20 protein-coding genes are annotated in these 22,669 nt (G+C 43.4%); 12 read left to right on the forward strand and 8 right to left on the reverse strand.

The genetic code is table 11. The features are described 5' to 3' along the window. Nucleotides 1–61 precede the first annotated feature (61 nt). The 3 genes from AC0J2F_RS08890 to AC0J2F_RS08900 all read left to right on the forward strand — a co-directional run bounded on the left by AC0J2F_RS08890 (nucleotide 62) and on the right by AC0J2F_RS08900 (nucleotide 3,231). Nucleotides 62–1,720, forward strand: a complete 1,659-nt coding sequence (locus AC0J2F_RS08890; protein WP_473007340.1) for a SulP family inorganic anion transporter — start codon at nucleotides 62–64, stop codon at nucleotides 1,718–1,720. A 105-nt stretch (nucleotides 1,721–1,825) separates the two neighbouring features. Further along, entirely contained in the window at nucleotides 1,826–2,428 is a 603-nt protein-coding gene (locus AC0J2F_RS08895) for a zinc ribbon domain-containing protein (RefSeq protein ID WP_473007341.1), read from the forward strand. Nucleotides 2,429–2,484: 56 nt separating this feature from the next. Next, the gene (locus AC0J2F_RS08900; RefSeq protein ID WP_087523612.1) at nucleotides 2,485–3,231 is read left to right on the forward strand and encodes a sulfite exporter TauE/SafE family protein; all 747 of its coding nucleotides are present in this window, start codon (nucleotides 2,485–2,487) and stop codon (nucleotides 3,229–3,231) included. Here the strand turns inward: AC0J2F_RS08900 and AC0J2F_RS08905 are convergent. The 3 genes from AC0J2F_RS08905 to AC0J2F_RS08915 are packed head-to-tail and all read right to left on the reverse strand — an operon-like array spanning nucleotide 3,208 to nucleotide 7,686. Then, nucleotides 3,208–4,104, reverse strand: a complete 897-nt coding sequence (locus AC0J2F_RS08905; RefSeq protein WP_473007343.1) for a DUF6268 family outer membrane beta-barrel protein — start codon at nucleotides 4,102–4,104, stop codon at nucleotides 3,208–3,210. The genes AC0J2F_RS08900 and AC0J2F_RS08905 overlap by 24 nt on opposite strands. Before the next feature lie 27 nt (nucleotides 4,105–4,131). Next, nucleotides 4,132–6,843: a carboxypeptidase regulatory-like domain-containing protein gene (locus AC0J2F_RS08910; protein ID WP_473007344.1), complete on the reverse strand. Its 2,712-nt coding sequence runs from the start codon at nucleotides 6,841–6,843 to the stop codon at nucleotides 4,132–4,134. Between the two features lie 24 nt (nucleotides 6,844–6,867). Further along, nucleotides 6,868–7,686, reverse strand: coding sequence for a GLPGLI family protein (locus tag AC0J2F_RS08915; protein WP_374959439.1), 819 nt, complete (start codon nucleotides 7,684–7,686; stop codon nucleotides 6,868–6,870). A 175-nt stretch (nucleotides 7,687–7,861) separates the two neighbouring features. On the opposite strand from AC0J2F_RS08915, the gene AC0J2F_RS08920 reads away from it, so the two are divergent. From AC0J2F_RS08920 to AC0J2F_RS08940, 5 genes are all read left to right on the forward strand, one after another. Next, nucleotides 7,862–8,506 carry a GDSL-type esterase/lipase family protein gene (locus AC0J2F_RS08920; RefSeq protein WP_473007345.1) on the forward strand — a complete coding sequence of 215 codons (645 nt, stop codon included), beginning with the start codon at nucleotides 7,862–7,864 and terminating at the stop codon, nucleotides 8,504–8,506. A 9-nt stretch (nucleotides 8,507–8,515) separates the two neighbouring features. Further along, complete coding sequence (locus AC0J2F_RS08925) at nucleotides 8,516–9,412, forward strand: sugar phosphate isomerase/epimerase family protein (RefSeq protein ID WP_473007346.1); 897 nt, start codon at nucleotides 8,516–8,518, stop codon at nucleotides 9,410–9,412. 96 nt (nucleotides 9,413–9,508) lie between these two features. Next, a complete protein-coding gene (locus AC0J2F_RS08930; protein ID WP_473007348.1) occupies nucleotides 9,509–10,084 on the forward strand; it encodes a HupE/UreJ family protein in 576 nt (191 codons plus the stop codon). Nucleotides 10,085–10,196: 112 nt separating this feature from the next. Continuing rightward, the gene (locus AC0J2F_RS08935; RefSeq protein WP_473007349.1) at nucleotides 10,197–10,634 is read left to right on the forward strand and encodes a deoxycytidylate deaminase; all 438 of its coding nucleotides are present in this window, start codon (nucleotides 10,197–10,199) and stop codon (nucleotides 10,632–10,634) included. Then, the gene (locus AC0J2F_RS08940; protein ID WP_473007350.1) at nucleotides 10,634–12,241 is read left to right on the forward strand and encodes a S41 family peptidase; all 1,608 of its coding nucleotides are present in this window, start codon (nucleotides 10,634–10,636) and stop codon (nucleotides 12,239–12,241) included. Before AC0J2F_RS08935 ends, AC0J2F_RS08940 begins: the two co-directional genes overlap by 1 nt. On the opposite strand, the gene AC0J2F_RS08945 is transcribed toward AC0J2F_RS08940, so the two are convergent. Together AC0J2F_RS08945 and AC0J2F_RS08950 are read right to left on the reverse strand one after the other, a co-directional pair. Continuing rightward, the gene (locus AC0J2F_RS08945) at nucleotides 12,238–12,438 is read right to left on the reverse strand and encodes a hypothetical protein (RefSeq protein ID WP_087523592.1); all 201 of its coding nucleotides are present in this window, start codon (nucleotides 12,436–12,438) and stop codon (nucleotides 12,238–12,240) included. The two genes, AC0J2F_RS08940 and AC0J2F_RS08945, sit on opposite strands and share 4 nt — an antisense overlap. A 15-nt stretch (nucleotides 12,439–12,453) precedes the next feature. After that, nucleotides 12,454–13,035: a MarC family protein gene (locus AC0J2F_RS08950; protein ID WP_473007352.1), complete on the reverse strand. Its 582-nt coding sequence runs from the start codon at nucleotides 13,033–13,035 to the stop codon at nucleotides 12,454–12,456. A 105-nt stretch (nucleotides 13,036–13,140) separates the two neighbouring features. Between AC0J2F_RS08950 and AC0J2F_RS08955 the strand changes: the two genes are divergently transcribed. From AC0J2F_RS08955 to AC0J2F_RS08965, 3 genes are all read left to right on the forward strand, one after another. Next, nucleotides 13,141–13,710 carry a DUF3109 family protein gene (locus tag AC0J2F_RS08955; RefSeq protein WP_473007353.1) on the forward strand — a complete coding sequence of 190 codons (570 nt, stop codon included), beginning with the start codon at nucleotides 13,141–13,143 and terminating at the stop codon, nucleotides 13,708–13,710. A 438-nt stretch (nucleotides 13,711–14,148) separates the two neighbouring features. After that, nucleotides 14,149–15,126, forward strand: a complete 978-nt coding sequence (locus AC0J2F_RS08960) for a ribonucleotide-diphosphate reductase subunit beta (protein WP_087523586.1) — start codon at nucleotides 14,149–14,151, stop codon at nucleotides 15,124–15,126. A 127-nt stretch (nucleotides 15,127–15,253) separates the two neighbouring features. Next, nucleotides 15,254–17,677: a ribonucleoside-diphosphate reductase subunit alpha gene (locus tag AC0J2F_RS08965; RefSeq protein ID WP_473007354.1), complete on the forward strand. Its 2,424-nt coding sequence runs from the start codon at nucleotides 15,254–15,256 to the stop codon at nucleotides 17,675–17,677. A 56-nt stretch (nucleotides 17,678–17,733) separates the two neighbouring features. Here AC0J2F_RS08965 and AC0J2F_RS08970 read toward each other — a convergent pair whose 3' ends face one another. After that, nucleotides 17,734–18,459 (reverse strand): DUF6503 family protein, encoded by a 726-nt coding sequence (locus AC0J2F_RS08970; RefSeq protein WP_473007356.1) that lies wholly within the window; start codon nucleotides 18,457–18,459, stop codon nucleotides 17,734–17,736. Further along, nucleotides 18,459–20,714 carry an anion permease gene (locus AC0J2F_RS08975; RefSeq protein ID WP_473007357.1) on the reverse strand — a complete coding sequence of 752 codons (2,256 nt, stop codon included), beginning with the start codon at nucleotides 20,712–20,714 and terminating at the stop codon, nucleotides 18,459–18,461. Before AC0J2F_RS08975 ends, AC0J2F_RS08970 begins: the two co-directional genes overlap by 1 nt. A gap of 286 nt (nucleotides 20,715–21,000) precedes the next feature. Here AC0J2F_RS08975 and AC0J2F_RS08980 point away from each other — a divergent pair, with 286 nt between their 5' ends. Then, nucleotides 21,001–21,363: a toxin-antitoxin system YwqK family antitoxin gene (locus AC0J2F_RS08980; RefSeq protein ID WP_473007358.1), complete on the forward strand. Its 363-nt coding sequence runs from the start codon at nucleotides 21,001–21,003 to the stop codon at nucleotides 21,361–21,363. Nucleotides 21,364–21,439: 76 nt separating this feature from the next. Here the strand turns inward: AC0J2F_RS08980 and AC0J2F_RS08985 are convergent, their stop codons facing one another. After that, complete coding sequence (locus AC0J2F_RS08985; protein ID WP_473007359.1) at nucleotides 21,440–22,657, reverse strand: multidrug transporter; 1,218 nt, start codon at nucleotides 22,655–22,657, stop codon at nucleotides 21,440–21,442. Nucleotides 22,658–22,669: the final 12 nt, after the last annotated feature.

Raw genomic sequence — 22,669 nt, forward strand, 5'->3', positions numbered from 1 at the left:
TCGAGGCGCTAAAAACAGTAACTTAGGGCGTCTGTAGAATTTTATAAACTGGTTTCAAAATATGAGCTCTAAGATTTACGATTTCAAGAATTTTAAAGGAGATTTCACTGGCGGATTGGTTGCTGGAGTAGTTGCACTTCCATTGGCTTTGGCTTTTGGTGTGCAATCTGGTATGGGTGCTACCGCAGGTTTATATGGCGCCATAGCCGTGGGGATTTTTGCGGCCCTTTTTGGAGGAACCCAAACCCAAGCTAGTGGCCCAACAGGTCCTATGACGGTAGTTTCCGCAGCATTAGTGGCAGCAGCTATCCAACTCAATGGAAGTTTGGAAGCCGCTATGCCTATCATACTCTTGGCTTTTATAGTTGGAGGTTTGTTGCAAGTCGTTTTTGGCTTTTTGAATATCGCCAGTTATGTAAAATATTTTCCCTATCCCGTGGTTTCTGGCTTTATGAGCGGGGTGGGCCTCATTATCATTATACTCCAAATATTCCCCTTTGCCGGGCTGGGATCTTCTAAGTCGACCTTAGCGGTGATTCAGGATTTGCCAAGATTGTTTTCCGAAGCCAACCTACAAGCATTAATGCTCGGAGGTATAACAATAGCGGTTTATTACTTATTTCCTAAGATCACTAAGGCCATACCTAGTGCCTTAGTGGCGCTTATAGTCGCAACCTTAATCGCTCATTTTGGGCAAATGGATGTTCCGGTAATTGGTGAGATCCCTTCTGGCTTGCCGTCTATCAAAATTGCAGGAATTCTGGAAGTAGATGCTTCAGCCTACGGACTTATTATGGAGTACGCGGTAGTACTGGCAGTATTGGGAAGTATAGATTCCCTGCTTACCTCTGTTATTGCAGACAATATGACCAAGACCAAGCACAATTCTAACAGAGAGCTCATTGGACAGGGAATTGGAAATATGATAGCGGGAGTTATTGGAGGTATTCCTGGAGCGGGAGCTACAAAAGGAACAGTAGTCAATATCAACGCCGGAGGAAAGACTCGCTTGTCCGGTACGCTTCACGGTTTATTCTTGTTAGCCGTCTTGCTCGGACTTGGAAAATTGGCGGCCCATATTCCACTTTGTGTTTTGGCGGGATTACTGATCCCAATTGGCTTTAAAATTGTAGACTTAAAAGGGCTCAAACATCTTAGAAAAGTACCCAGAGCAGATGCAGTGGTACTGATCTTAGTGCTGTTGATCACTACTTTTGGTAGCCTTATTTACGCTGTAGGCGCCGGGGTGGCTTTGGCTTGTTTGTTATTTATGAAAAAGTCTGGAGACCTATCCGAACAGGGTATGGAAGTTGGCAATATAGCAGATATTGACGGCTCTAAACCTTGGCAAGATGAGGTAGAGTTTTACGAAAAGTTCAAAGACAGAGTGATCATTAAACACCTCTATGGTCCGCTGTTCTTTGGCTTCACTTCTTATTTCAAAGATCAGATAAAAGGTTTGCCCGGGGAGATCGATGCAGTGATCTTTAGAATGGATAGAGTTCCTTATGTGGATCAGTCGGGCTTATACGCTTTAGAAGATATCATCTTTGATCTGAGAGAACAAGGTATCGAGGTCATATTGATAGGGCTGCAGGAACAACCCTGTGATATGCTCAAAGCGGTCGATATTATTCCGGATCTTGTTCCAGAAGAAGACCTCTTTGCCGATATAGACGATAGCTTCGATTATTTACGAACCAAGCTTAAAAACAAATAAGGCCTTTGCCTGAGTAAGAGAAGCATCTGCTGTAAGAGAATAGTGTTGCGCAATTAGCTCAATACATTAATGTATTTATAAATTCAAGCTGCTAAACAACATCCTATGATCATATACGGAAGCAAAGCTGTGCATTTAAACAGTGCCAAACCTGCAACAGGAAACTGTCCAAATTGCGATGCGACAGGCAGTATTACTTTAAACGTTTACCGAAGACACGCCCATATATTCTGGATACCGCTTTTCCCCATGGGAAAGTTGGGTAGAGGCCATTGTGAAAACTGCAATACCGAGTTCAAACCTAAAAAACTCAACGAGTCTCACAAGCAGGCTTATACCAGGCTCAAGAGTGACAGCAGAGGGCCACTTTGGCAATGGGCAGGTTTAGCCATTTTTGTGGCCTTTGTCATTGCTGCGGTCTTTGCCAGTCAGGCAAACGACAAACGAGAACTGGAATACTTGGCATCGCCTCAGGTTGGTGATATTTATGAATATAAGGTTGGATATGGCAGCTACACCACTTTTAAAGTAGTGGAGGTGACAGCAGACAGTCTGTTTATAATGGATAATCTCTACGAGGTAAATAAGTCCTCTGGTATCTATAAGATCGATAAAGAAGAGAACTATACCGAGCCCGTTTATGGAGTGGGTAGACAAGACATAACGGACATGCACACGGCCGGAGATGTCCTTGGAATAAATCGCTAATGCCTTAGACAAAAAACTCATGGAAGCATGGCATAAGCATATAGACTCAGATTCCGATGAATAACATAAACACCACTTTCCTGCTGTTGGCCTTATTGGCCGAGATCATCGGGACAGTCGGTGGCTTTGGTTCTTCGGTATTTTTTGTGCCGATAGGTAATTTTTACTTTGACTTTTATTCGGTTCTTGGCCTTACTGCTTTGTTTCATCTCTCTAGCAATCTGAGTAAGATATTCTTGTTCAAAAAAGGCCTGGATAAACGCTTGCTACTCTATATAGGCCTGCCGTCTGTGCTTTTTGTGATCTTGGGTGGGGTATTGTCCAAATATTTCGAGTCTGCTTATCTGGAGGTGGTTTTGGGCGTGTTTTTGATCTTGTTGAGTGTGTTTTTTTTGCTGCGGAGCGGCTTTGCGGTAAAAGACAGCAATAAAAACGCTGTGATCGGAGGTTCGCTCTCTGGATTTTCTGCGGGTCTGTTAGGTACGGGAGGCGCTATACGCGGCTTGACCATGGCGGCCTTTAACTTAGAAAAAAGTGTTTTTGTAGCCACCTCTGCCTTTATCGATTTTATGATCGATTTTTCCCGAACCTTTGTTTATTACAACAACGGCTATATTCACAAACACGACTTAAAATACGTTCCTTTCCTACTGGTAATAGGCTTGGTAGGTTCTTATATTGGGAAAAGGATACTGGATAAAATACCGCAAGGAAAGTTCAGAAAACTTTCCTTGCTGTTTATTTTAATCATTGGTCTTGCGACCTTGTTGAATTTGCTCTTAGATTCCGGCGCGCAAAACTAGATCTACACCCATAAATGGAGCAGCGTCGAATTCTCTGTTGAGTCTGTTTCTGTCGTCTCCGCCAACCTGAAAGGTTAGAATTTGAGCTCCTACAGTATCTCCTTGCAGATATACGCCGTAGTCTGTGGTATCGTATCCGATCTTGGCTCTGGCCAATAGCGTTCCGTTGAACAGACTCACTCCTGCATACAAGTTGAAGCGGATAGACTCTTCTTGTACATAGAACCCATCGGCATTACCAGAAAGGTCGTAAGCTTTTACAGAGGTCAATAAGTTGGCTCCTACGCTAAAGATATCAGAGATCGCATAGTTAGCCTCAGAACGAATCGGGAAAACCGCATTTACATAGAACTTGCGGTTTGGGGATTTGTACCACATACCCACAAGCGGAGTAATAATGGTCCCGAAGTTTTCAGAAGACACATAACTACCGAATTTCCAACCTTTACGTCCAGAGATCTTTTTTTCGAATAGGGCAAGTCCCCCAAACTGGAAGGCATCGCCACCCAGATCGTCAAAATCCGAAGCGTATTTAGGAAGCAAAACATAGGTTCCGCTCCATCCGTTACCGTGATCTAGCTTAACTCCGAGGTTAAGACGGGTCATCACTAAATTGGTACGAAAATCATCGTCGTGATCTAAACCTAAACGGGTGTTCTCATACGTAAAACCAGCGATAAAGATCGTTTTAGGTGTAGCAGGGATCACAAAATAGGTTTCTAAATTGGCGTTACCAACCTCAGTTTCATCATCATTGTCAATATTTCCTAGCGTGGCTCGGTTGTACTGAAACTTTACAATATCCGTGTAATCCTGTGCATAAGAAAGGGTGGCAAACCCAATAAAAAAGGCCAAAAGAACTAATTTCTTCATATTGTGGTGGTCTGTATTAAGTTAGATTTATAGTGTATAGATAAAGCGGAAGGTAATAAATCTTGGCTGAATAAACGTCTCTGAACTAAAAACAGACACATTATTTGCACTATTTCGCACCTGTGAATCTATGTTTAAAATATTCGTGGCGCGGATTTTATATTCCCATTTCGAGTCGCGATTCTTTCTGTATGAGAGCGTTGCGTTCCAATTTTGAAAAGATTGAGTGTCACCGTTGTCCAGTTCTTGAACTGTATAGGCATAATCTGTTCTAAAGGTCACCGATTTCCAAATATAAGCGTCGAACTCAAAGGTAGGGGCATTGGTAATGAAAGTCGTCTCGCGGTCTCCCTGGTTGTTGTTGGTCACACTGTAGCGATAGCTCAACGAGATATTAGGCGCTATCTTAAAATTAGTGCGTAGGCCAGGCGTGTAGGTTTGTGTAAAGCCTTCATTTATAGAGCGCTGTCCTTGAATGAACTGATTGATCTTGCTGTAATTGTAGCGCACATTCACGCTGGCCCTCACTTTACCAAAAGTTCGCTGTACCCGACCAAAGAGGCTGGCAGTTTCATCGGCAAAGGCGGAATTGAAAAAGCTGCTGGTACGGATCACATTGTCAAAGTTGGTCAGACTGCGAATCTGATCGATGTTCTTGGTGTAAGCTGCTCTTGCAAATACATTGGTGTAATTGAACAAGTTAAAACTACTGTAGAACAAGCTCACATTATGCGCCAAGGCATTTTGCAATTCTGGCTCTCCGAAAGAAATATTGTTGATGCTATTGAATACCAATCCTTGAGCCAATCGCGTAACATCTGTAAACTGATTCCGCATTTCGTAACGGAAGGTGAGTTGCTCGCTCTTCTTGAACTGTATACGCGTTTCAAAGTCTGGCAATAGTCTAAAGAAGTTGTCTTTGAATTCTTCTCCAGATTGCGTGTTATTGTTGCCGTAGGCATGCAATGAAAATCCAGGAGTAACCGTAAACTTACCCCATTTAGCGCGGTAATGCACCCCCAAGTAGATATCGCTAAAATTGTATTCGGTGTCGTTGGTGTCTTGCCCGTCGTTTATTGTTGGGGTAGGGTCAAAGCGGCTGCCGTCTTCTAAGAATTGAAAGATGTCCGAATTGAACTGTTGGTTGCTCAAAATAGTTCCCAAAGTAAAATTCAGATTACTGCGTTGGTTGATAATAAAATAATGATCCAACTTAGCGTCCAGTTGGTTGGACTTGATGCGTCGGTTTTGCCCCAGATTGTAAAAGTCCAGGCTTGTATTTAGCCCTAGCGCCTCCGCAGTATTATCAAAAGCATCGGGACCGTCAGGATCATTGACCAAAACAGCATTGTAGAACGGATCTTCATTGCGCAACAAATGCGTAGCCTCAAAGGCAAAGATGTTGCGTTCGTTCAGCGTGTAGTAGTAGTTTAAATTCTGATTGATGCTATAGGGAGTCACTTCATCTAACTGCTCGGTATTGCCAATTACAGAGGAGAATTGATTCTGATCTTGACTGTCTCTAGAGATCCTTCCCAAAACATCATAATCCATTTGATTGTTGAGGTTGGGTTGGTATTTAAGGCTGAGTTTCACTAGTCCTTGATCTGAACGCTCTCTGCTGCGTTGCTCTGTGGCTTCGTCAGGAATACCAAGTTCCGGATCTGTATATTGAACAAAACTGGTTTCTCTAGATAAGATTCTACTTGAATTAAAGATCGCAAAACCACTCAGATCTAAAGTGGACTTTGGCGAATAACTAAAATTCATAGAGCCCAATTGGCTTTCAATTTCCAAGGCATTGGCTTGACTGGTCAAAAAATTCAGGCTGTTATCTCCCAAATTAATGTCGGTTCCGCTGCTGCGGCTCGGCGCTTGAAAACCTCCGCCAAAACCACGAATATCACGACGGGTCAAAGCAACCTCGCCTGTGTTGTTCAGGTCTCCAATGAAGTTAAGACTGTATTTCGGGCTGTAGTAGAACAGTTTGGGTTGTAAAAGATAGAGTTCATCTTCTGGAGAAGAACCACCACCAGCGGTAACTGTACCAAACCAGAAGTTTTCTTTCCCTTCTTTTAGTTTGATGTTAATGGCTACGTTGTCTTGGTTGTTACGCACGCCACTGAGTTGGCCGACTTCTGCGTAATTTCTAAGCACCTGAACCTTAGATACGGCATTGGAGGGAATGTTTTCTGTTGCCAACTTGGTGTCGCCGTCAAAGAAATCTTTCCCGTTGACCATGAGCTTATTCACCACTTTGCCTTCTACCTCGATCTGCCCATCTTCATTGATCTCTACACCCGGAAGGTTTTCCAACACATCGCCCAGCTTGCGTTCTGTGCCGGTATTGAAAGAATCTGCATTGTAAACCAAGGTATCGCCTTTAACAGTTACTGGCATCTCATAGACGAGTTCCACTGCATCTAAGGCGTTGTCTGGTGCAAGTTTAAAATCTTTGCTCAGATCGGTGTCGGTAGTGGTAAGTAGCTCCTCGTAGGTCTTAAATCCGATATAACTCACCTGTAATTTGTATCGGGTATTGCTGTCTAGTTCGAGCTTGTATTTGCCCTCTTGATTGGTAATGCCGTAAGACTCTAAAGCATTGGTAGAATCGTTAATAGCGACAACATTGGCTAGTTCTAGCGGCACATCCAAGCTGTCTTTGACCACACCTTGCATTTGTACTTGAGCATTCAGGCTGGCCGTGGCCAGTAGGGCCAAAAAGAGTATTTTTTTCATCGGATGCTAATAACTGATGGCGTCTTAGTTTCTTCTGCGACCTCTGTTGTCTCGCATTTCCATCATTTTCTTGCGGATGGTTTGTTGATAATCACTCTTGGTGATCTCCTTGCCCTTGTCTGGTGCTTCAATAGTGACAGTTTCCGCAGGATTCAAAACCACTTTAGAACACAACATGGTCGTATTACCAGCACTTACTTCTAAAATCAACCCCGGCAAGCCCCAGTACTCTGCAGGTCCATGACTAACAGGGATCTGCAGGGTGTACCAAGCCTCTATGTCGGTTGTGGGCACAACGGGGTTTCCGGCCTCGTCGGTTTGTTGTTCTGCTCTAAGATCACTCCACTCGAAATTATACCAAGTGAGTTCTTTGGTAGGCACAGTAGCTGTGGCTTTAAAGCACATATATTGACCGATCATCTTGGAGTCGCCTTCCATCTTCCAATTGATCTCTGCTAGCTTATCTTTTACCAAAAACTTTTTGCCGTAGAATTCTTGTTCCTGGATGAGTTGGTTCTGTTTAACGTTCTTGTATTGCGCTCCTCTGGCAAAATTGCTGCCCCAAGTGTCTGTGGCTCCAGACATGGCGTCGATCTGATCTTCTTCGTTAAAGACAGACTCCTCCTTATTAAAGTCTAGGATATATGTTTTTTCCAATCGATTCTTTAAACGGGCATATACTTGTTTCTTTTCTGCTTCACTTAAACGAGCTCCCCATTGGCCTAGATCCATAGTGGATTTAGAAAAATAAAAGGCTTGTCCTTGAAAATCTTGGGTTGCCGGTTTAAAGGAAACTAGGATCGCAAAAACAAGTGAAAGCAGTGTGAACTTGATCGTTTTCATGAGTATGTTGGTTGTTATTGGTCTAATTACGTTTAACGAAAATAGGTAAACATTAAACAAAATAAAGGATTTTGTAAAAACATTAACATCAAAACCGGATCTGACCTCTGGCTAAAGCCATTTATAAGCGCACCGAGTTCGGAAATTCTCATTAACTTGAACCAACTCTAACTTTATGCGCCACAAGATTAGTTTAATGCTGTTGGGATTAATGTTCTCTCAGCCAATCACAGCTCAGAATCCCTTGCGATTCCAGGGCTCGATAGATGTGTTTAAGAATATGGAAGTTCCTTCGGGGGATGTCACCGTGATAACCGGGAGTTCCAGTGTACGGTTTTGGACTAATGTCGCTGAGGATTGCGCAGATGAGCGTATTGTAAACACGGGCTTTGGAGGTTCTGAAGCAAGTGATCTTCTCTACCATCTGGATGCCGCCGTTTTGCGTTTTAGGCCTAAAAAGGTCTTTATTTACGAAGGCGATAACGATATTAATTCTGGTAAGACTCCGGAGTCAACCTTAAAGACAATGAGTCAGATCGTCGGGAAAATTTTAACCAGCCTACCAGGGGTCGAAATCTTTATTATTGGGGCAAAACCGAGCCCGTCGCGTTGGCAACATCAGCTGGCCTATTTAGAACTCAACCGATTATTAAAATCCTATTGTGCAGCTATGGAACAGGTGAATTATATTGACGTTTGGTTCCCGATGCTCAATCAAAACGGTAAACCCAAACCTGAGATCTTTGTTGCAGACAGTCTGCATATGAATTCCAAAGGATATGCCATTTGGACGGAGGCTGTTTGTCCAAGTATGCAATAATACTAAAACATGAACCGCAAAGAATTTATCCAATTAACTGCTACAGCAAGTGCAGCCGCTATGCTCCCCTGGAGTTGTGCAGGATTAGGCGCAGATACAAAGTACAAATTAGGCTACCAAGTCTATTCTATTCGCGATAGAATGGTCAAAGACCCTGTCGGAACTTTGAAGGAACTCAAGGCCATGGGTTATGAAGACTTTGAAACCTACGGTTTCGATGCAGATACCAACAAGATATACGGCTATACACCTCAAGATTTCAAGGCGATCCTCAATGAGATGGAACTCACGGTAAGTAGCGGGCACTATGGCCTTTCCGCTTTTATGGATGCTTCGGATGATGAACTACGTCGCTATGTAGATGCCTGCATCAGCGCCGCTTCGGTTATGGACAACAAATACATCACTTGGCCTTTTATAGAAGAACCTTATCGAAACCTAGATGGTTACAGCTTGCTTGCTAAAAAATTGAAAATCATCGGGCAGCAGATCAGCGAGACCGATCTGGGATTTGCCTTCCACAACCACGGCTACGAGTTTGCCGATCTGGGCAATGGGCTAACTGGTTACGATATAATCGCAGACCGTACCGATCCGCAGCAAGTAAAATTCCAAATGGATATGTACTGGGTAATGCATCAAGGCAAGACCACTCCCAAGGAATTAGTGGCAAAGTATCCAGGGCGTTATGTGATGTGGCATATCAAAGACATGCATAAGGTGAGTAGAGATTATACCGAGTTAGGGAATGGTTCTATCAACTATCATGAGATCTTGCCAGACCCGGTGTCCTCTGGTTTGGAGTATTTCTACATTGAACAGGGCGGCAATTTCACAGAGAATTCAACAGCGAGTGCTGCCGCGAGCGCCGCTTATTTTAAAAAGGAGCTACAACAGTATTTTTAGTTATTTTTTTACTCACCTATTATCAAATTCTTAAAGAAGGATTAAACTCCAAGAGCAACTCTGCGATTTGTAGTAACTTTACCCAAAACCCCAGTTATGTCAGATTTTTGGCTCTATCTTCAATTGGGTTTCAATCATGTTTTAGATTGGAACGGCTATGATCATTTGCTCTTTTTAGTGGTCTTGGTATCGGTATACGAATTCACCGATTGGAAAAAGGTTGTAGGTCTGGTCACCACCTTTACTCTAGGCCATATGATCTCGCTAGTAGCAGCAACTTTTGGTTGGGTGACGGTTTCACCTACTGCGGTTGAGTTTCTCATCCCTGTAACTATTTTAGCCACTGCCATATACCATTTGCTCAAGACCAGAAAGACAGGTGCTGAACTGTCCATTTATGGAACGTATTTTATGACACTTTTCTTCGGATTGATACACGGCCTTGGTTTTGCAAGTTTCTTCAGAAGTTTGGACGAAAGCGCTGCTTTGCCACTTTTTGAATTCGCACTTGGAATAGAACTGGCGCAACTTTTGATCGTACTTATTGCCCTTGTTGTGGGATTTGTTGCCAAGAACATTTTAAAGACCAACTCGAGAGATTGGACCATAGCCATTTGCTGCATAACCATTGGAATGTTGGTCACTATGTTGGCAGAAACTTGGCCATTCTAAGCCTGAATTGGCAGTTTTTTGACAAACTTTGTAATAAGATTAACAGCCGGCAGTTTAATAGAGGAGCGGAGTTCAATTATCTTCGTTTTGAATTGGCTATCTTGCTTTGACTATGAGTAAATCTGCAAAACAACACAAATACGATGTCGCTTACTTGCGCATGGCCTACGAATGGGCCAAGCTCTCTTATTGTAAGCGCAAACAGGTCGGAGCTTTAATAGTCAAGGATAAAATGATCATCTCTGACGGTTACAACGGAACTCCAACAGGCTTTGAGAATTTTTGCGAAGACGAAGAAGGTTACACCAAATGGTACGTGCTCCACGCAGAGGCCAATGCCATTTCTAAGGTGGCCGGCAGCACTCAAAGTTGTAAAGGAGCAACGCTTTATATCACCTTATCGCCTTGTAAGGAATGCAGCAAGTTGATCCATCAGGCAGGAATAACTCGGCTAGTCTATAATATTGCATATAAGGATACCAGCGGCCTGGATTTCTTAGAACGCGCCGGTGTGGAAATTACTCAGGTGATCAGTCTAGACGACTTATAATGAACAAGACAAAGATCTATATTCCGCTTATTGTTGGCAGCTGCTTGGCTGTGGGTACTTTTATTGGCGCAAAATTGAACTTCCAGGATGGTGGCGAGCAGATCTTTGCCAAGAACTCCAAGAAAGACAAACTCAACAGACTCATAGACTATATCGACTACGAATACGTAGATCAGGTTAATACAGATAGTATAGTAGACGTGACGGTAAACGGCATTCTAGAGAATCTAGACCCGCATTCTGTTTATATCCCAGTGGATGCTTATGAAGACGCTGCCAATGATATGCGCGGTAATTTCGTGGGAATTGGGGTCAACTTTTACGTTTACAACGATACCATTGCCATTATCAATCCTATAGAAGGCGGACCTGCCTATGAGGCTGGTATTCGTGGTGGTGATCGTATAGTTGCTGCGGATGATGTAGTGTTAGACGGTGCAGCGATCTCCAGAGATAGCATAGTGTCCTTTTTAAAAGGCAACCGCAACTCCAAGGTAAAGCTCAGCGTTTACCGACGCGGAGAACCAGAACTATTAGACTTTACGGTGCGTCGTAAAGAGGTGCCGCTAGTTAGTGTGGAGGCCTCTTATCTTATCGATGAGACCACAGGCTATATCAAAGTGAATCGCTTTGCCGAAACCACTTACGAAGAGTTCAAAGAAGCTTTAGACGATCTTAAGGACGAGGGTATGGAAACTTTGATCTTGGACCTCAGAAACAACCCTGGAGGATACATAAACGCTGCCAACAAGATCTTAGATGAGTTTTTGGAAGATGATAAACTTATGCTCATCACCAAAAATAAAAAGGGAGACGAAGACCTTACTTTCGCCACTGGGCGAGGAGATTTTGAAGACGGCAAGATCTACGTGCTTATCAATGAGAACTCCGCGTCAGCTTCAGAGATCGTGGCAGGAGCTTTACAAGACAATGATCACGGGACTATAGTAGGTCGCCGGTCTTATGGTAAGGGCTTGGTGCAGCGTGAGATGTCTTTGGGAGATGGCAGTGCCGTTCGCCTGACCATAGCCCGTTATTACACGCCCACAGGTAGGTCTATTCAGCGCTCCTACGCCAACGGTCTGGACGATTATTTTAGTGAATACCAGAACCGATACGAGAACGGAGAATTGCGTTCTGTAGATAGTATCAAGGTGTCAGACTCCTTAAAATTCGTCACCCCGCAAGGTCGGGTGGTCTATGGTGGTGGAGGAATTACTCCGGATGTGTTTGTGCCAAAAGACACTAGTATTGCCAACGAGACCTTAGAGTATGTAATGTCTACCGGCTATATGAACTATTTTGTTTTCGAGCAGTTGGAGAACTCTAGAGCTCAGTTTGACGGAATGGACTTTGGTACTTTTATGAATGAGTACGAGGTGTCCGACGATTTGGCCAATGCCTTTATCAACTATAACGAGCGTTTCAAGTCGCCCAGTTTGGACCTGGTCTCGCATTTCGACACGCTAAAACTGGCCATCAAACAAACCTTGGCAGATCAGCTATATGGCACCAATCAGGCCCAACAGGTGGCCAATGCCCAAGACGCAATGATACAACGTGTATTAGAACTGGAACGCGCCAAGCTCAACCCGGTTCGCGACTAGGATCCGCGTTTTTTCTCTTCGATCTTTTTAGAGAGCAATAAGATCAGCAATAGAATAATGGCACTCAGGCCCGCTAAAATAAGCGATAAAGCTGTTTTACTATTACCTTCAAATAAGGCGTCAAAATTGAGTTGAGTAGCGTTGTATATCATAAGGGCAAAGGCCCCTACCATTAAAATATAGATGAAAATTTTCATTCGTTTTCCCTTTTGTTAAGCAAACAGTTCCTGTATGTTGGAGGTGAAAAGCTTTACAGCGATCGCTAGCAAAATTACACCAAAAACCTTTCTAATAATCCCGATTCCGTTCTTCCCCAAGAAACGTTGCAAACGCGCTGAGGTCTTCAGTACTGCATAGATCACAATCACGTTGATCACGATAGCTATTATGATATTTTCAATGTGGTACTCAGCACGCAAGGATAACAAAGTAGTCAAACTACCTGGGCCAGCTAGCATAGGAAAGGCTAATGGAAATATGGAAGCCAATTCTGGAGCGCTGCCGTCGTCTTTAAAAAGGGTAACGCCCAAGATCATCTCTAAAGCGATGAAGAATAGAATAAAAGCCCCAGCAACGGCGAATTCATTGACATTGATCCCGATGAGTTTTAAGATGCTCTCTCCCAAAAACAAAAAGAAGACCATCACTGCAGCGGCAATGATCGATGCTTTTTCGGAGTGTATATGTCCGGCTCGCTCCCGTAGGGAAATAACAATAGGAATGTTCCCGATAATATCAATTACCGCAAATAAAACCATGGTGGCGGTGAAGATCTCTTTGGTATTGAACTCCATAACTGCTTGATTTTGGGGGCAAAATTAGGTAATCTTAATAGCACTACCTGCTAATTCTCTGTTTTATTTGTGGGCGATTTGACTCAAAGCAAATATCTTTGCCCTGTGATTCAACTCGGTAAAACCATAGTATCTACAGATCTCATTGAAAAAGAGTTCGTCTGTAATTTAGGCGCTTGTAAGGGCGAGTGTTGTATAGCCGGAGAGGCCGGAGCACCCTTATCTAAAGAGGAAACCGAGATCTTAGAATCGATCTACCCTAAAGTAGCTCCCCATTTGCGCAAAGAAGGCAAGGTGGCTATTGAGGCGCAGGGCACTTGGATAGAATCTGCAGCCGGTGACTTGGAGACCCCATTGGTTGGTGGGGCGGAGTGTGCCTATGTCACCTTTAAAGAAGGGGGCATTGCCAGTTGCGGAATAGAAGATGCCTACAATGCTGGCGATGTAGCTTTTAAAAAGCCTATCAGTTGTCATTTATACCCAGTCCGAGTTACGGACTACAGTGAATTTGCTGCTGTGAATTATCATCGCTGGCCAATTTGCGATACCGCTTGCACTTTAGGGGAACAATTAAAGGTGCCGGTTTACCAGTTTGTAAAAGAGGCTTTGGTTAGAAAATTTGGGCAAGATTGGTTCGACGGACTGGACGCAGTTGCCCAAAAGAACCAATCGTGACCCACACGATTTTTTCGCGAGCGATATTCTTTTGCAAAATCTTACTTTTTTTGATCGTTTTTTTGTTCAGAGAGACCTCCAATTGACGTTACAGCACAAAAAATTTGTTTAAGCCCGCTGTTAAAAATCATGTTACCGAATCCTTAGCAAAATGTTATCACAACCCCTAAAACACTTGGGATTCACAAGGGTTTTAAGAGCTATTAACGACTGATTTTCTGTTTGTTAATAACTTCAACAGTATTTTCATATTTACCTGATAAAGAGTTACTTAACAATATTTGTTAACAAAACAATGTGAACACTTTGAATTTTTTGATGTTAAAAACTTTGTTGAAAACCAAGAGGTTAATTCGCCAGATTTCGTTTTAAAATTTTTCATATTTGTTAGTCCCGAGTAGCGAGAAATTTATCGAATTTTAAAAAAAACAACGGACAATGAGCGCAGTAGAACCGATCTTAGCAGAGAACAAAGACCGATTTGTAATATTCCCAATTCAACACCACGATATTTGGGATTGGTACAAGAAATCTGAGGCCAGTTTTTGGACGGCAGAAGAGATTGACTTGCACCAAGATCTTACAGATTGGGCAACCAAATTGAATGACGATGAGCGTTACTTCATCAAACACATTTTGGCCTTCTTTGCCGCTTCTGATGGAATCGTGAATGAGAACCTCGCAGAGAACTTCGTAAATGAAGTTCAGTATTCAGAGGCAAAGTTCTTCTACGGTTTCCAGATCATGATGGAAAACATCCACTCGGAAACTTATTCTTTGCTTATTGACACTTACGTTAAGGACGAGAAGGAAAAAGACAAGCTTTTCAAGGCTATCGAGAACTTCCCGGCAATTAAAAAGAAAGCCGACTGGGCATTGAAGTGGATAGAAAGTCCAAGTTTTGCCGAGCGTCTTATCGCTTTTGCCGCTGTAGAAGGAATCTTCTTTTCAGGAGCGTTTTGTTCGATTTTCTGGCTTAAAAAACGTGGCTTGATGCCCGGGCTGACCTTTTCCAACGAACTAATCTCTAGAGATGAAGGTGTTCACTGTGACTTCGCAGTTCACTTGCACAATCACCATCTAGTAAACAAGGTTCCTAAGGAAAGAATTCGTGAGATCATAGTGGATGCACTTACTATTGAGCGTGAATTTATCACCGAGTCTCTGCCGGTAAGTTTGATTGGAATGAACGCCAAACTGATGACCCAGTATTTGGAATTCGTGACCGATCGCCTTTTGGTAGAGTTGGGTTGTGAGAAAGAGTACAATACCAGCAATCCTTTTGATTTTATGGATATGATCTCCCTTCAAGGAAAAACAAACTTCTTCGAGAAGCGAGTTTCTGAGTATCAGAAGGCGGGAGTTACCAACAAAGACAAAGAATCTAATAAGATTAGTTTCGACGCAGATTTCTAAGATTGCTCCAGGGGCTGCCCCAGGCCCGGAGCGTTTTTAACTATCTGATAATACGCAGGTTACACCTCGCGTACCAACCTACATTATGCTAAAAATTAGGCACTAATTAACTAAAGAACAGTTGTAGATGAATGTAATTAAAAGAGATGGCCGTAAGGAACCCATCATGTTTGACAAGATCACGGCACGCGTAAGAAAGCTTTGCTATGGTCTAAATGAATTAGTAGACCCTGTAAAGGTTGCCATGCGCGTAATTGAAGGTTTGTACGACGGAGTTACCACAAGTGAACTAGACACTTTGGCCGCCGAGATCGCTGCGACCATGACCACTACCCACCCAGATTACGCGAGATTAGCAGCGCGTATTTCGGTTTCCAACCTGCACAAGAACACCAAGAAGACCTTTTCTGAGGTGATGACCGACTTGTATACCTATGTGAACCCACGTACGGGTAAAAAGGCGCCGCTTTTGAGCGACGAGGTTTACGACATAATCATGAAGAACGCCGAAGAGTTAGATTCTACTATCATCTACAACCGTGACTTTGGTTACGACTACTTCGGATTCAAAACCTTAGAGCGTTCTTATCTGTTAAAGCTCAATGGACAGATCGCTGAGCGTCCGCAGCACATGCTTATGCGTGTTTCTGTGGGGATCCATATGGACGACATGGCAGCCGTTAAGGAAACTTACGAGCTAATGAGTAAGAAGTACTTTACCCACGCCACACCTACACTCTTTAATTCCGGTACGCCTAAGCCACAAATGTCATCTTGTTTCCTTCTTGCCATGAAGGACGACAGTATAGACGGTATCTACGATACTTTAAAGCAGACTGCTAAAATCTCGCAATCTGCAGGAGGGATCGGTCTTTCTATCCACAACATTCGCGCTACGGGTTCTTATATTTCAGGAACTAACGGTACTTCTAATGGTATTGTTCCTATGCTTCGCGTGTTTAACGACACCGCGCGTTATGTAGACCAAGGTGGTGGAAAGCGTAAAGGTTCATTTGCGATCTACGTAGAGCCATGGCATGCAGATATCTTCGATTTCTTAGACCTTAAGAAGAATCATGGTAAAGAAGAGATGCGTGCGCGCGACTTGTTCTACGCCATGTGGATCCCAGACTTGTTCATGAAGCGTGTACAAGAAGATGCAGAGTGGACTTTAATGTGTCCTAACGAGTGTCCTGGACTCTTCGATTCACACAGTGAGGAATTTGAAAAACTATACTTACAATACGAAGCAGAAGATCGCGGACGTAAGACTATCAAGGCTCGTGAACTTTGGGAAAAGATCTTGGAATCTCAGATCGAGACGGGTACACCTTATATGTTGTACAAGGATGCGGCCAACCGCAAGTCCAACCAAAAGAATTTGGGTACCATCCGTTCTTCTAACCTTTGTACGGAGATCTTGGAATACACTTCTGCAGACGAAGTTGCTGTATGTAATTTAGCATCCATTGCCTTGCCGATGTTTGTTAAGAACGGGGCCTTCGATCATAAAGAGCTCTTTAGAATCACCAAGCGTGTGACCAAGAACTTGAACCGCGTAATTGACAGAAACTACTATCCGGTGCCAGAGGCGCGCAACAGTAATTTCCGCCACCGTCCGGTAGGTTTGGGTGTTCAAGGTTTGGCAGATACCTTTATCAAATTGCGTTTGCCATTTACCAGTGAAGAGGCTAAAACGCTTAACCAAGAGATCTTTGAAACCCTCTATTTCGCAGCAGTAACTGCTTCGATGGAAGAGGCTAAGAATGATGGGCCGTATGAAACTTACAAAGGTTCTCCGATCTCAGAAGGTCTGTTCCAGCACAACCTTTGGAACATCAAAGACGAAGAGCTTAGCGGGCGTTGGGATTGGGCCAAGTTGCGCAAGGACGTTAAAAAGCACGGAGTTAGAAACTCCCTACTTGTAGCGCCTATGCCAACAGCTTCAACCTCTCAGATCTTAGGAAACAATGAGGCCTTTGAGCCTTACACCTCTAATATCTACACCCGCCGTGTATTATCTGGAGAGTTTATTGTAGTGAACAAGCACCTCTTAGAGGATCTTGTAGCGCTTAACCTTTGGAATGACGATCTTAAAGAAGAGATCATGCGTGCTAACGGATCTATCCAGCACATTGATGTGATCCCTCAGGATCTTAAAGAACTGTATAAGACCGTTTGGGAGCTCAGTATGAAAGACATTATAGATATGTCTCGACACAGAGGGTACTTTATCGATCAGTCGCAGTCGCTCAACCTGTTTATGGAGAATGCCAATATGGCGAAGCTTACTTCTATGCACTTCTATGCTTGGAAGAGCGGCCTAAAAACAGGAATGTACTACCTACGTACTAAGAGTGCTGTTGATGCTATCAAATTTACCCTTAAGAACACCCAAAAGGAGTCAGTACCCCAACCTCAGGAGGCAGCGGTTGAAACCGTTACTGCCGCGGCTACTGACAAGCCATTGACACCGCAGGAGTTGCGTGAAATGTTGGCCAAGAGTAGAGACGCCGACCAGGACGACGACTGCCTGATGTGTGGTTCTTAAGATTTGTTTTAAGTGTTGATTGAAAAAAAGACTCCTTCGGGGGTCTTTTTTTTGCTTTAGTTAGTTTTAAAACCGGCTATAAACAAGAAATCAGTACCGAGGTATTTATCGCCCTTATTGTAGTACCAGGCGCGATCTTTGGGCATTTTAATGCCAGAGATCTCAACTTCATCAGAAAGCAAGATATACTCTCCGGTGTCTTTGCCCTTGTCTTCTGGATCACCTTTGTAGAATTGGTAGACCTCCATAGCGTAGGTGCTTGGGTCAAAATAAAAGAACCAAATGTCTGTACCTACAGTTTCCTCATAAGTGACTTTTAGACGCAAATAGGTCTTGCCTTTAAAAGCTACCTCGGTGACCGTTGGATCAACATAAGTTCCTGGGTCTTTAAGCTTCATCGGAAGGCCGTAAAGGTAGGTGTAGTAATTCTTATATAATGAAGCTCTTTCGCAACTTAAATTGTTTTCCTCTAAGTCTGATGGGCTTAAGTCTGTCTTGCCGTTAAGGGCAATGGTGCATTCCCCACTGTCTATCTGATAACGCGTGGTCTTATCGCCCTGAGTGGCTTCTATTTGAAAGTATTCTTGTGGCAGGTTTATCTGGATCTTACTGTCGCGTTTTGGAGCATTGGGAGTTTCCATGCTCACGTAAAGTGTTCCATTAAAGGTCTCCCAATTGCCTTGCGGATCGTGATATGCAATGGCGTGTTCTAAGAGTTGTTCGCCAGTCAAATTCTGGGCAAAGCAGCAGATCGGCAGTAATAAAAAAAATAAAAATCGCACTAGAGGATCTCTGGTTTCTTAGTGGTTTCCCACTCCTTATAATACTGCTCTAATACTGTGGCTGTGGTTTCTACAAGGTCTTTACATTCTAGCAGCAAGCTAAAGTAAAGGGTTGTGTTTCTAGCGCTGCTGTCGGGCTGTTTAGTGCGTTGGATCTGCTTTTCGATATCGCTAGAGATGTAAGCGTCGAATTCTTGCTTTTCTGCGATAAGATTTGGCAGATTGTCTAAACTCAAGTTGTCGAAGTTCGTTTTCACCTTAGCAAAAAGGTCTAATAGGCGATCTTCGATTTGTTTCAGATCACGAATCTGATTAAAGGTCAATCCTTGGTGATTGTTCTTCACATGCTTGTGACTGGTCTTAGCGATAAAACCAATGGACTGAACAAAATCTTCTAAAGAATCCTGAACCATAAGATAAAAGCGCGTGGCACCGGCAGAATTGCCATCAAGGCCTTTGATGTAAAAGAAGATATGGTTCTTTAGATCGTCCATCTCGTCGGAGAGGCTCTCGGCATCGTTGCGCGCCTTTTTAAGGTCTTTTAAATTCTGTCTGGCTAATCCGTCTAGGGCTTTGGTCAATATCTTGGAACCGCGTTTCATTACGGTGGAGACATTGTTAGAACTCTCTTCAATTACACCTTTAACAGAGCTGCTCTCTGCCATTTTGAATTCTAATTCCTCGCGGATCTCTTTGGTATTGCGGCTGGTTCGCATATACGATCTGGCAATGAGTATCAGCGCTAGAATTAGTAAAGTAACTAAAGCTGCCCATTCGAAATAGAAGATCAAAGCAGCCATGATTGCAGCAGCGAAGAAGGCAGTAATTGCTGTCATGAACCAACCGGCGATCACGTTTATCACTCCGGCAACGCGGTAAACAGCAGAGTCGCTTCCCCAAGCACGGTCGGCCAAGGAGGTTCCCATGGCTACCATAAAGGTCACGTAAGTGGTAGATAAGGGAAGTTTGTATCCTGTGGCGATAGAGATCAAGACAGAGGCAACTACCAAGTTAATAGCAGCGCGAACCATGTCAAAAGCTGGTGCGTCTTTATCTAAGATCTTACTCTTTACTGTAGGAGCAAATCTTTTGCTGATAGATTCTTTGGCCGCTGTTGGCAGCGCCATGGTAAATCCGCGGTTAAGGCCAATGGCCAAGCGGACTAAATTCTGAGAAAGCCAGTTTGGCTGGAAGCGTTCTTTAACTTCATCCTGACGAGAAAGGTCTACCGAGGTCTTAACCACGCGCCGGGCCTTTTCGCTAAACCATAAGGTCAATACCATGATGATCCCTGCAAGTAAAAGTAGTAGCGGTTCTGTGCGCACCGCTTTAGATAGGCTTTTCATGGCAAAGGCGTCTGGTGCTATACCAGAATTCACCCAACTCAAATAGGATTCATAAGCAGCCATAGGCACACCGATAAAGTTCACCAGATCATTCCCCGCAAATGCCATGGCCAAGGCGAAGGTTCCCAAAACAATGATGAATTTATAGATATTAACTCTAAAGAATCTGGTAATTATAAAAGAGGCCAACGTCCAAAATACCGCATTGGCTCCAATGAATTGGTAAAGGTTGGTCTGTGCCCAAGCATTGAAAGACTCAGGTAATAAGTCAGCACCTTTTAATCCTTTTACAATAATGAAATAGGCAATAGAAGTTGTAGCCAAGCCGCCAAAAATTGCCGCAGCCCAAGTGGGTCGTTTCTCAAAGTTGAAAGAGAGTAGAAAACGAGTCACAAATTGAACCAAGGCACCTATAGTAAAGGCAATGGCTACCGAAAGCAGTATGCCTAAAATAATGGTCGTGGCTTTGTCAGAAGCTATATAATTGCTTAGCGAAGAGAGGTCCTCTCCAGATCTACTGATCTTAATTAGCGACATACATACCGCAGCTCCTAAAAGTTCAAAAACAATAGATACTGTGGTCGAGGTAGGTAGGCCGAGGGTGTTGAAAAAGTCCAACAAGAGTATGTCCGTGATCATCACCGCCATAAAAATGACCATGATCTCGTTAAAGTAAAACTCTCCGGGGACAAAAATACCCTTTCGCGCAACCTCCATCATCCCGCTAGAAGACAATGCCCCAAAGGCAATACCTACACTGGCAACGATCATGATGGTCTTGAAGGAAATGGCCTTAGATCCTATGGCAGAATTAAGAAAGTTTACGGCATCGTTACTAACACCTACTACCAGATCTGCGATGGCTAGCACAGCCAAAGCGATCAGCATGAATAAATAAATATCGCCCATAAGGTCTATCGCTAATAGAAAACAAAAATGAAATTTATTTTAGAATCAAATGTTACGCAAATGTTATGAGTGTGATCTGTTGCAGCTAATGCGCATTTATTTAAGCCCGCTAATGGTGGGGAGGCTTGTAGAAGTGATCCAATGTTATCAAAAATAAAATATTATAAAAAACTGAAAAACAGTTAAATATAGTTCTAATGTTAACTAAATGTTATGTAAATGTTGCTGGTAAGTAAAAAAAGTGTTATGTTTGTAAGGAATTTATTAATCATTAAAGCCCTAAGATATGAAGAAGATTGCCCTCATGTTAGTTTTAGTGTTCCTTGGGACAAACGTTTTTGCTCAAGCAACTACCAAAAATATTTACAAAGAAAAGAACGGTCTTATCGAGGCTACCTTGTTTCACGATAATGGCGAGATCGCTCAAACCGGCTTCTACACCAAAGACGGAAAACTTCACGGGGAGTGGATCAGCTTTGATGCAGATGGAAACAAAACGGCTATCGCACAATACAATAAAGGACAACGTGTCGGAACTTGGATGTTCTATCAAGGCGACACCCTAAAAGAAGTGACCTATTCGAACAATGCTATCGCACAAGTTAACACTTGGACCATGCAAGACACTCGTGTAGTGACCACCAATTAAGTTCGATCTTAAAACAGTTAATAAAAAAGGCTCCCATTGGGAGCCTTTTTTACTTTATCATTGAATTTGCATCGGATTACTCACGAGTCCAACCTGCACCCCAAGTGGCGAAGTCAGTTCCGGTTCCGTTACCGTCTCCAGTTAGGAAATCAGCATCGGTCCAAGCAAAGCCCGTATCGTTTTTGATCTTAAGACCTACGTTGTTGAAAGTAACATCTACAGCAGCTAGGGTACCGTCTAGTACTCCTTGTCCTGTTGGGTTGTCAGTGTCGTCACCGTCTAGATCAAAACCTTCGTCAAAGTCATTGATCACCCAGTTGGTGAAGATACCTTGTGTACCTGCACGTAGACGAACAGCCTCTCCAAGAGTTCCAGCGTCACCGTCAATAGTTACGTTAGTTACATCAGGAGCAGAGAAGTATCCACCTTCGTTAGAGAAGTCAGTGTTGTATCCGTCACATTCGAATGCTTTGTCGTGGTCAGCAAGGTGCTTTACGTAAACATCAGTCAAAGTACCAGTGAATCCTTCAGTCCAGTCGATAGAGTCATCTTCAGAACCTACAACGGCCAAGTGGCTTGCGTTTACAGTTCCTCCGAAGAATTCGAAACCATCATCAGACCCAATGTATACTTGTACAAAGTCAACAGTAGTACCAGAACCTACAGCGTAAAGAGAAACACCGTTTAATTCAGAGTTACCGTCGATAGCTCCACCTGCGTACTCAACGCGTACATAACGCAATACACCAGAGTTGTCACCTGGAGTGTTTCCTCCATAAGATAGACCACCTACTTCAGTAGTAGAAGTATCTTCAGATCCGTCAGGAGTTGAGTTGATAGGAGCGCGTCCACAGATTACTAGACCTCCCCAGTCACCAGAACCAGGAGTGTCAGCAGCAGAAGTGAATACGATAGGCGCATCGGCAGTACCGTCAGCCATGATCATACCTCCTTGTAGAATAGCGATGTAAGCGTTAACACCTACAGGAGCTACTTCGATAGTTGTTCCAGCACAGATAGTGAAAGTTACACCGTCAGCAATAAGAACAGGACCAGTTACACGGTATTGAGTATCACAGTCTAGAGTAAGATCTTCTGTGTATACACCAGATAGGTTAACTACAGCTCCAGTGTCTCCGTCGTCAGTTGGATCTGTTGTGCCGTTGTTGTTGTTTGTCACGCTGTTGTCAACGCGGTTGTCTTCGATGATAATATCAGCGGTGTCGTCGCTCTCACAAGAAGCGAAAGCTAAACCTAGCAAACCGATTATTAAGAAGAATTTGGTTTTCATCATTTTCAAGTTTTA

Source organism: Gilvibacter sp. CC01 (assembly GCF_055755295.1).

Coding starts and splice junctions, on each gene's coding strand:
- AC0J2F_RS08930 (WP_473007348.1), top strand. CDS start 9,509: ATGTCAGATTTTTGGCTCTATCTTCAATTGGGTTTCAATCATGTTTTA.
- AC0J2F_RS08945 (WP_087523592.1), bottom strand. CDS start 12,438: ATGAAAATTTTCATCTATATTTTAATGGTAGGGGCCTTTGCCCTTATG.
- AC0J2F_RS08935 (WP_473007349.1), top strand. CDS start 10,197: ATGAGTAAATCTGCAAAACAACACAAATACGATGTCGCTTACTTGCGC.
- AC0J2F_RS08895 (WP_473007341.1), top strand. CDS start 1,826: ATGATCATATACGGAAGCAAAGCTGTGCATTTAAACAGTGCCAAACCT.
- AC0J2F_RS08905 (WP_473007343.1), bottom strand. CDS start 4,104: ATGAAGAAATTAGTTCTTTTGGCCTTTTTTATTGGGTTTGCCACCCTT.
- AC0J2F_RS08915 (WP_374959439.1), bottom strand. CDS start 7,686: ATGAAAACGATCAAGTTCACACTGCTTTCACTTGTTTTTGCGATCCTA.
- AC0J2F_RS08965 (WP_473007354.1), top strand. CDS start 15,254: ATGAATGTAATTAAAAGAGATGGCCGTAAGGAACCCATCATGTTTGAC.
- AC0J2F_RS08910 (WP_473007344.1), bottom strand. CDS start 6,843: ATGAAAAAAATACTCTTTTTGGCCCTACTGGCCACGGCCAGCCTGAAT.
- AC0J2F_RS08920 (WP_473007345.1), top strand. CDS start 7,862: ATGCGCCACAAGATTAGTTTAATGCTGTTGGGATTAATGTTCTCTCAG.
- AC0J2F_RS08985 (WP_473007359.1), bottom strand. CDS start 22,657: ATGATGAAAACCAAATTCTTCTTAATAATCGGTTTGCTAGGTTTAGCT.
- AC0J2F_RS08900 (WP_087523612.1), top strand. CDS start 2,485: ATGAATAACATAAACACCACTTTCCTGCTGTTGGCCTTATTGGCCGAG.
- AC0J2F_RS08890 (WP_473007340.1), top strand. CDS start 62: ATGAGCTCTAAGATTTACGATTTCAAGAATTTTAAAGGAGATTTCACT.
- AC0J2F_RS08975 (WP_473007357.1), bottom strand. CDS start 20,714: ATGGGCGATATTTATTTATTCATGCTGATCGCTTTGGCTGTGCTAGCC.
- AC0J2F_RS08960 (WP_087523586.1), top strand. CDS start 14,149: ATGAGCGCAGTAGAACCGATCTTAGCAGAGAACAAAGACCGATTTGTA.
- AC0J2F_RS08950 (WP_473007352.1), bottom strand. CDS start 13,035: ATGGAGTTCAATACCAAAGAGATCTTCACCGCCACCATGGTTTTATTT.
- AC0J2F_RS08925 (WP_473007346.1), top strand. CDS start 8,516: ATGAACCGCAAAGAATTTATCCAATTAACTGCTACAGCAAGTGCAGCC.
- AC0J2F_RS08940 (WP_473007350.1), top strand. CDS start 10,634: ATGAACAAGACAAAGATCTATATTCCGCTTATTGTTGGCAGCTGCTTG.
- AC0J2F_RS08980 (WP_473007358.1), top strand. CDS start 21,001: ATGAAGAAGATTGCCCTCATGTTAGTTTTAGTGTTCCTTGGGACAAAC.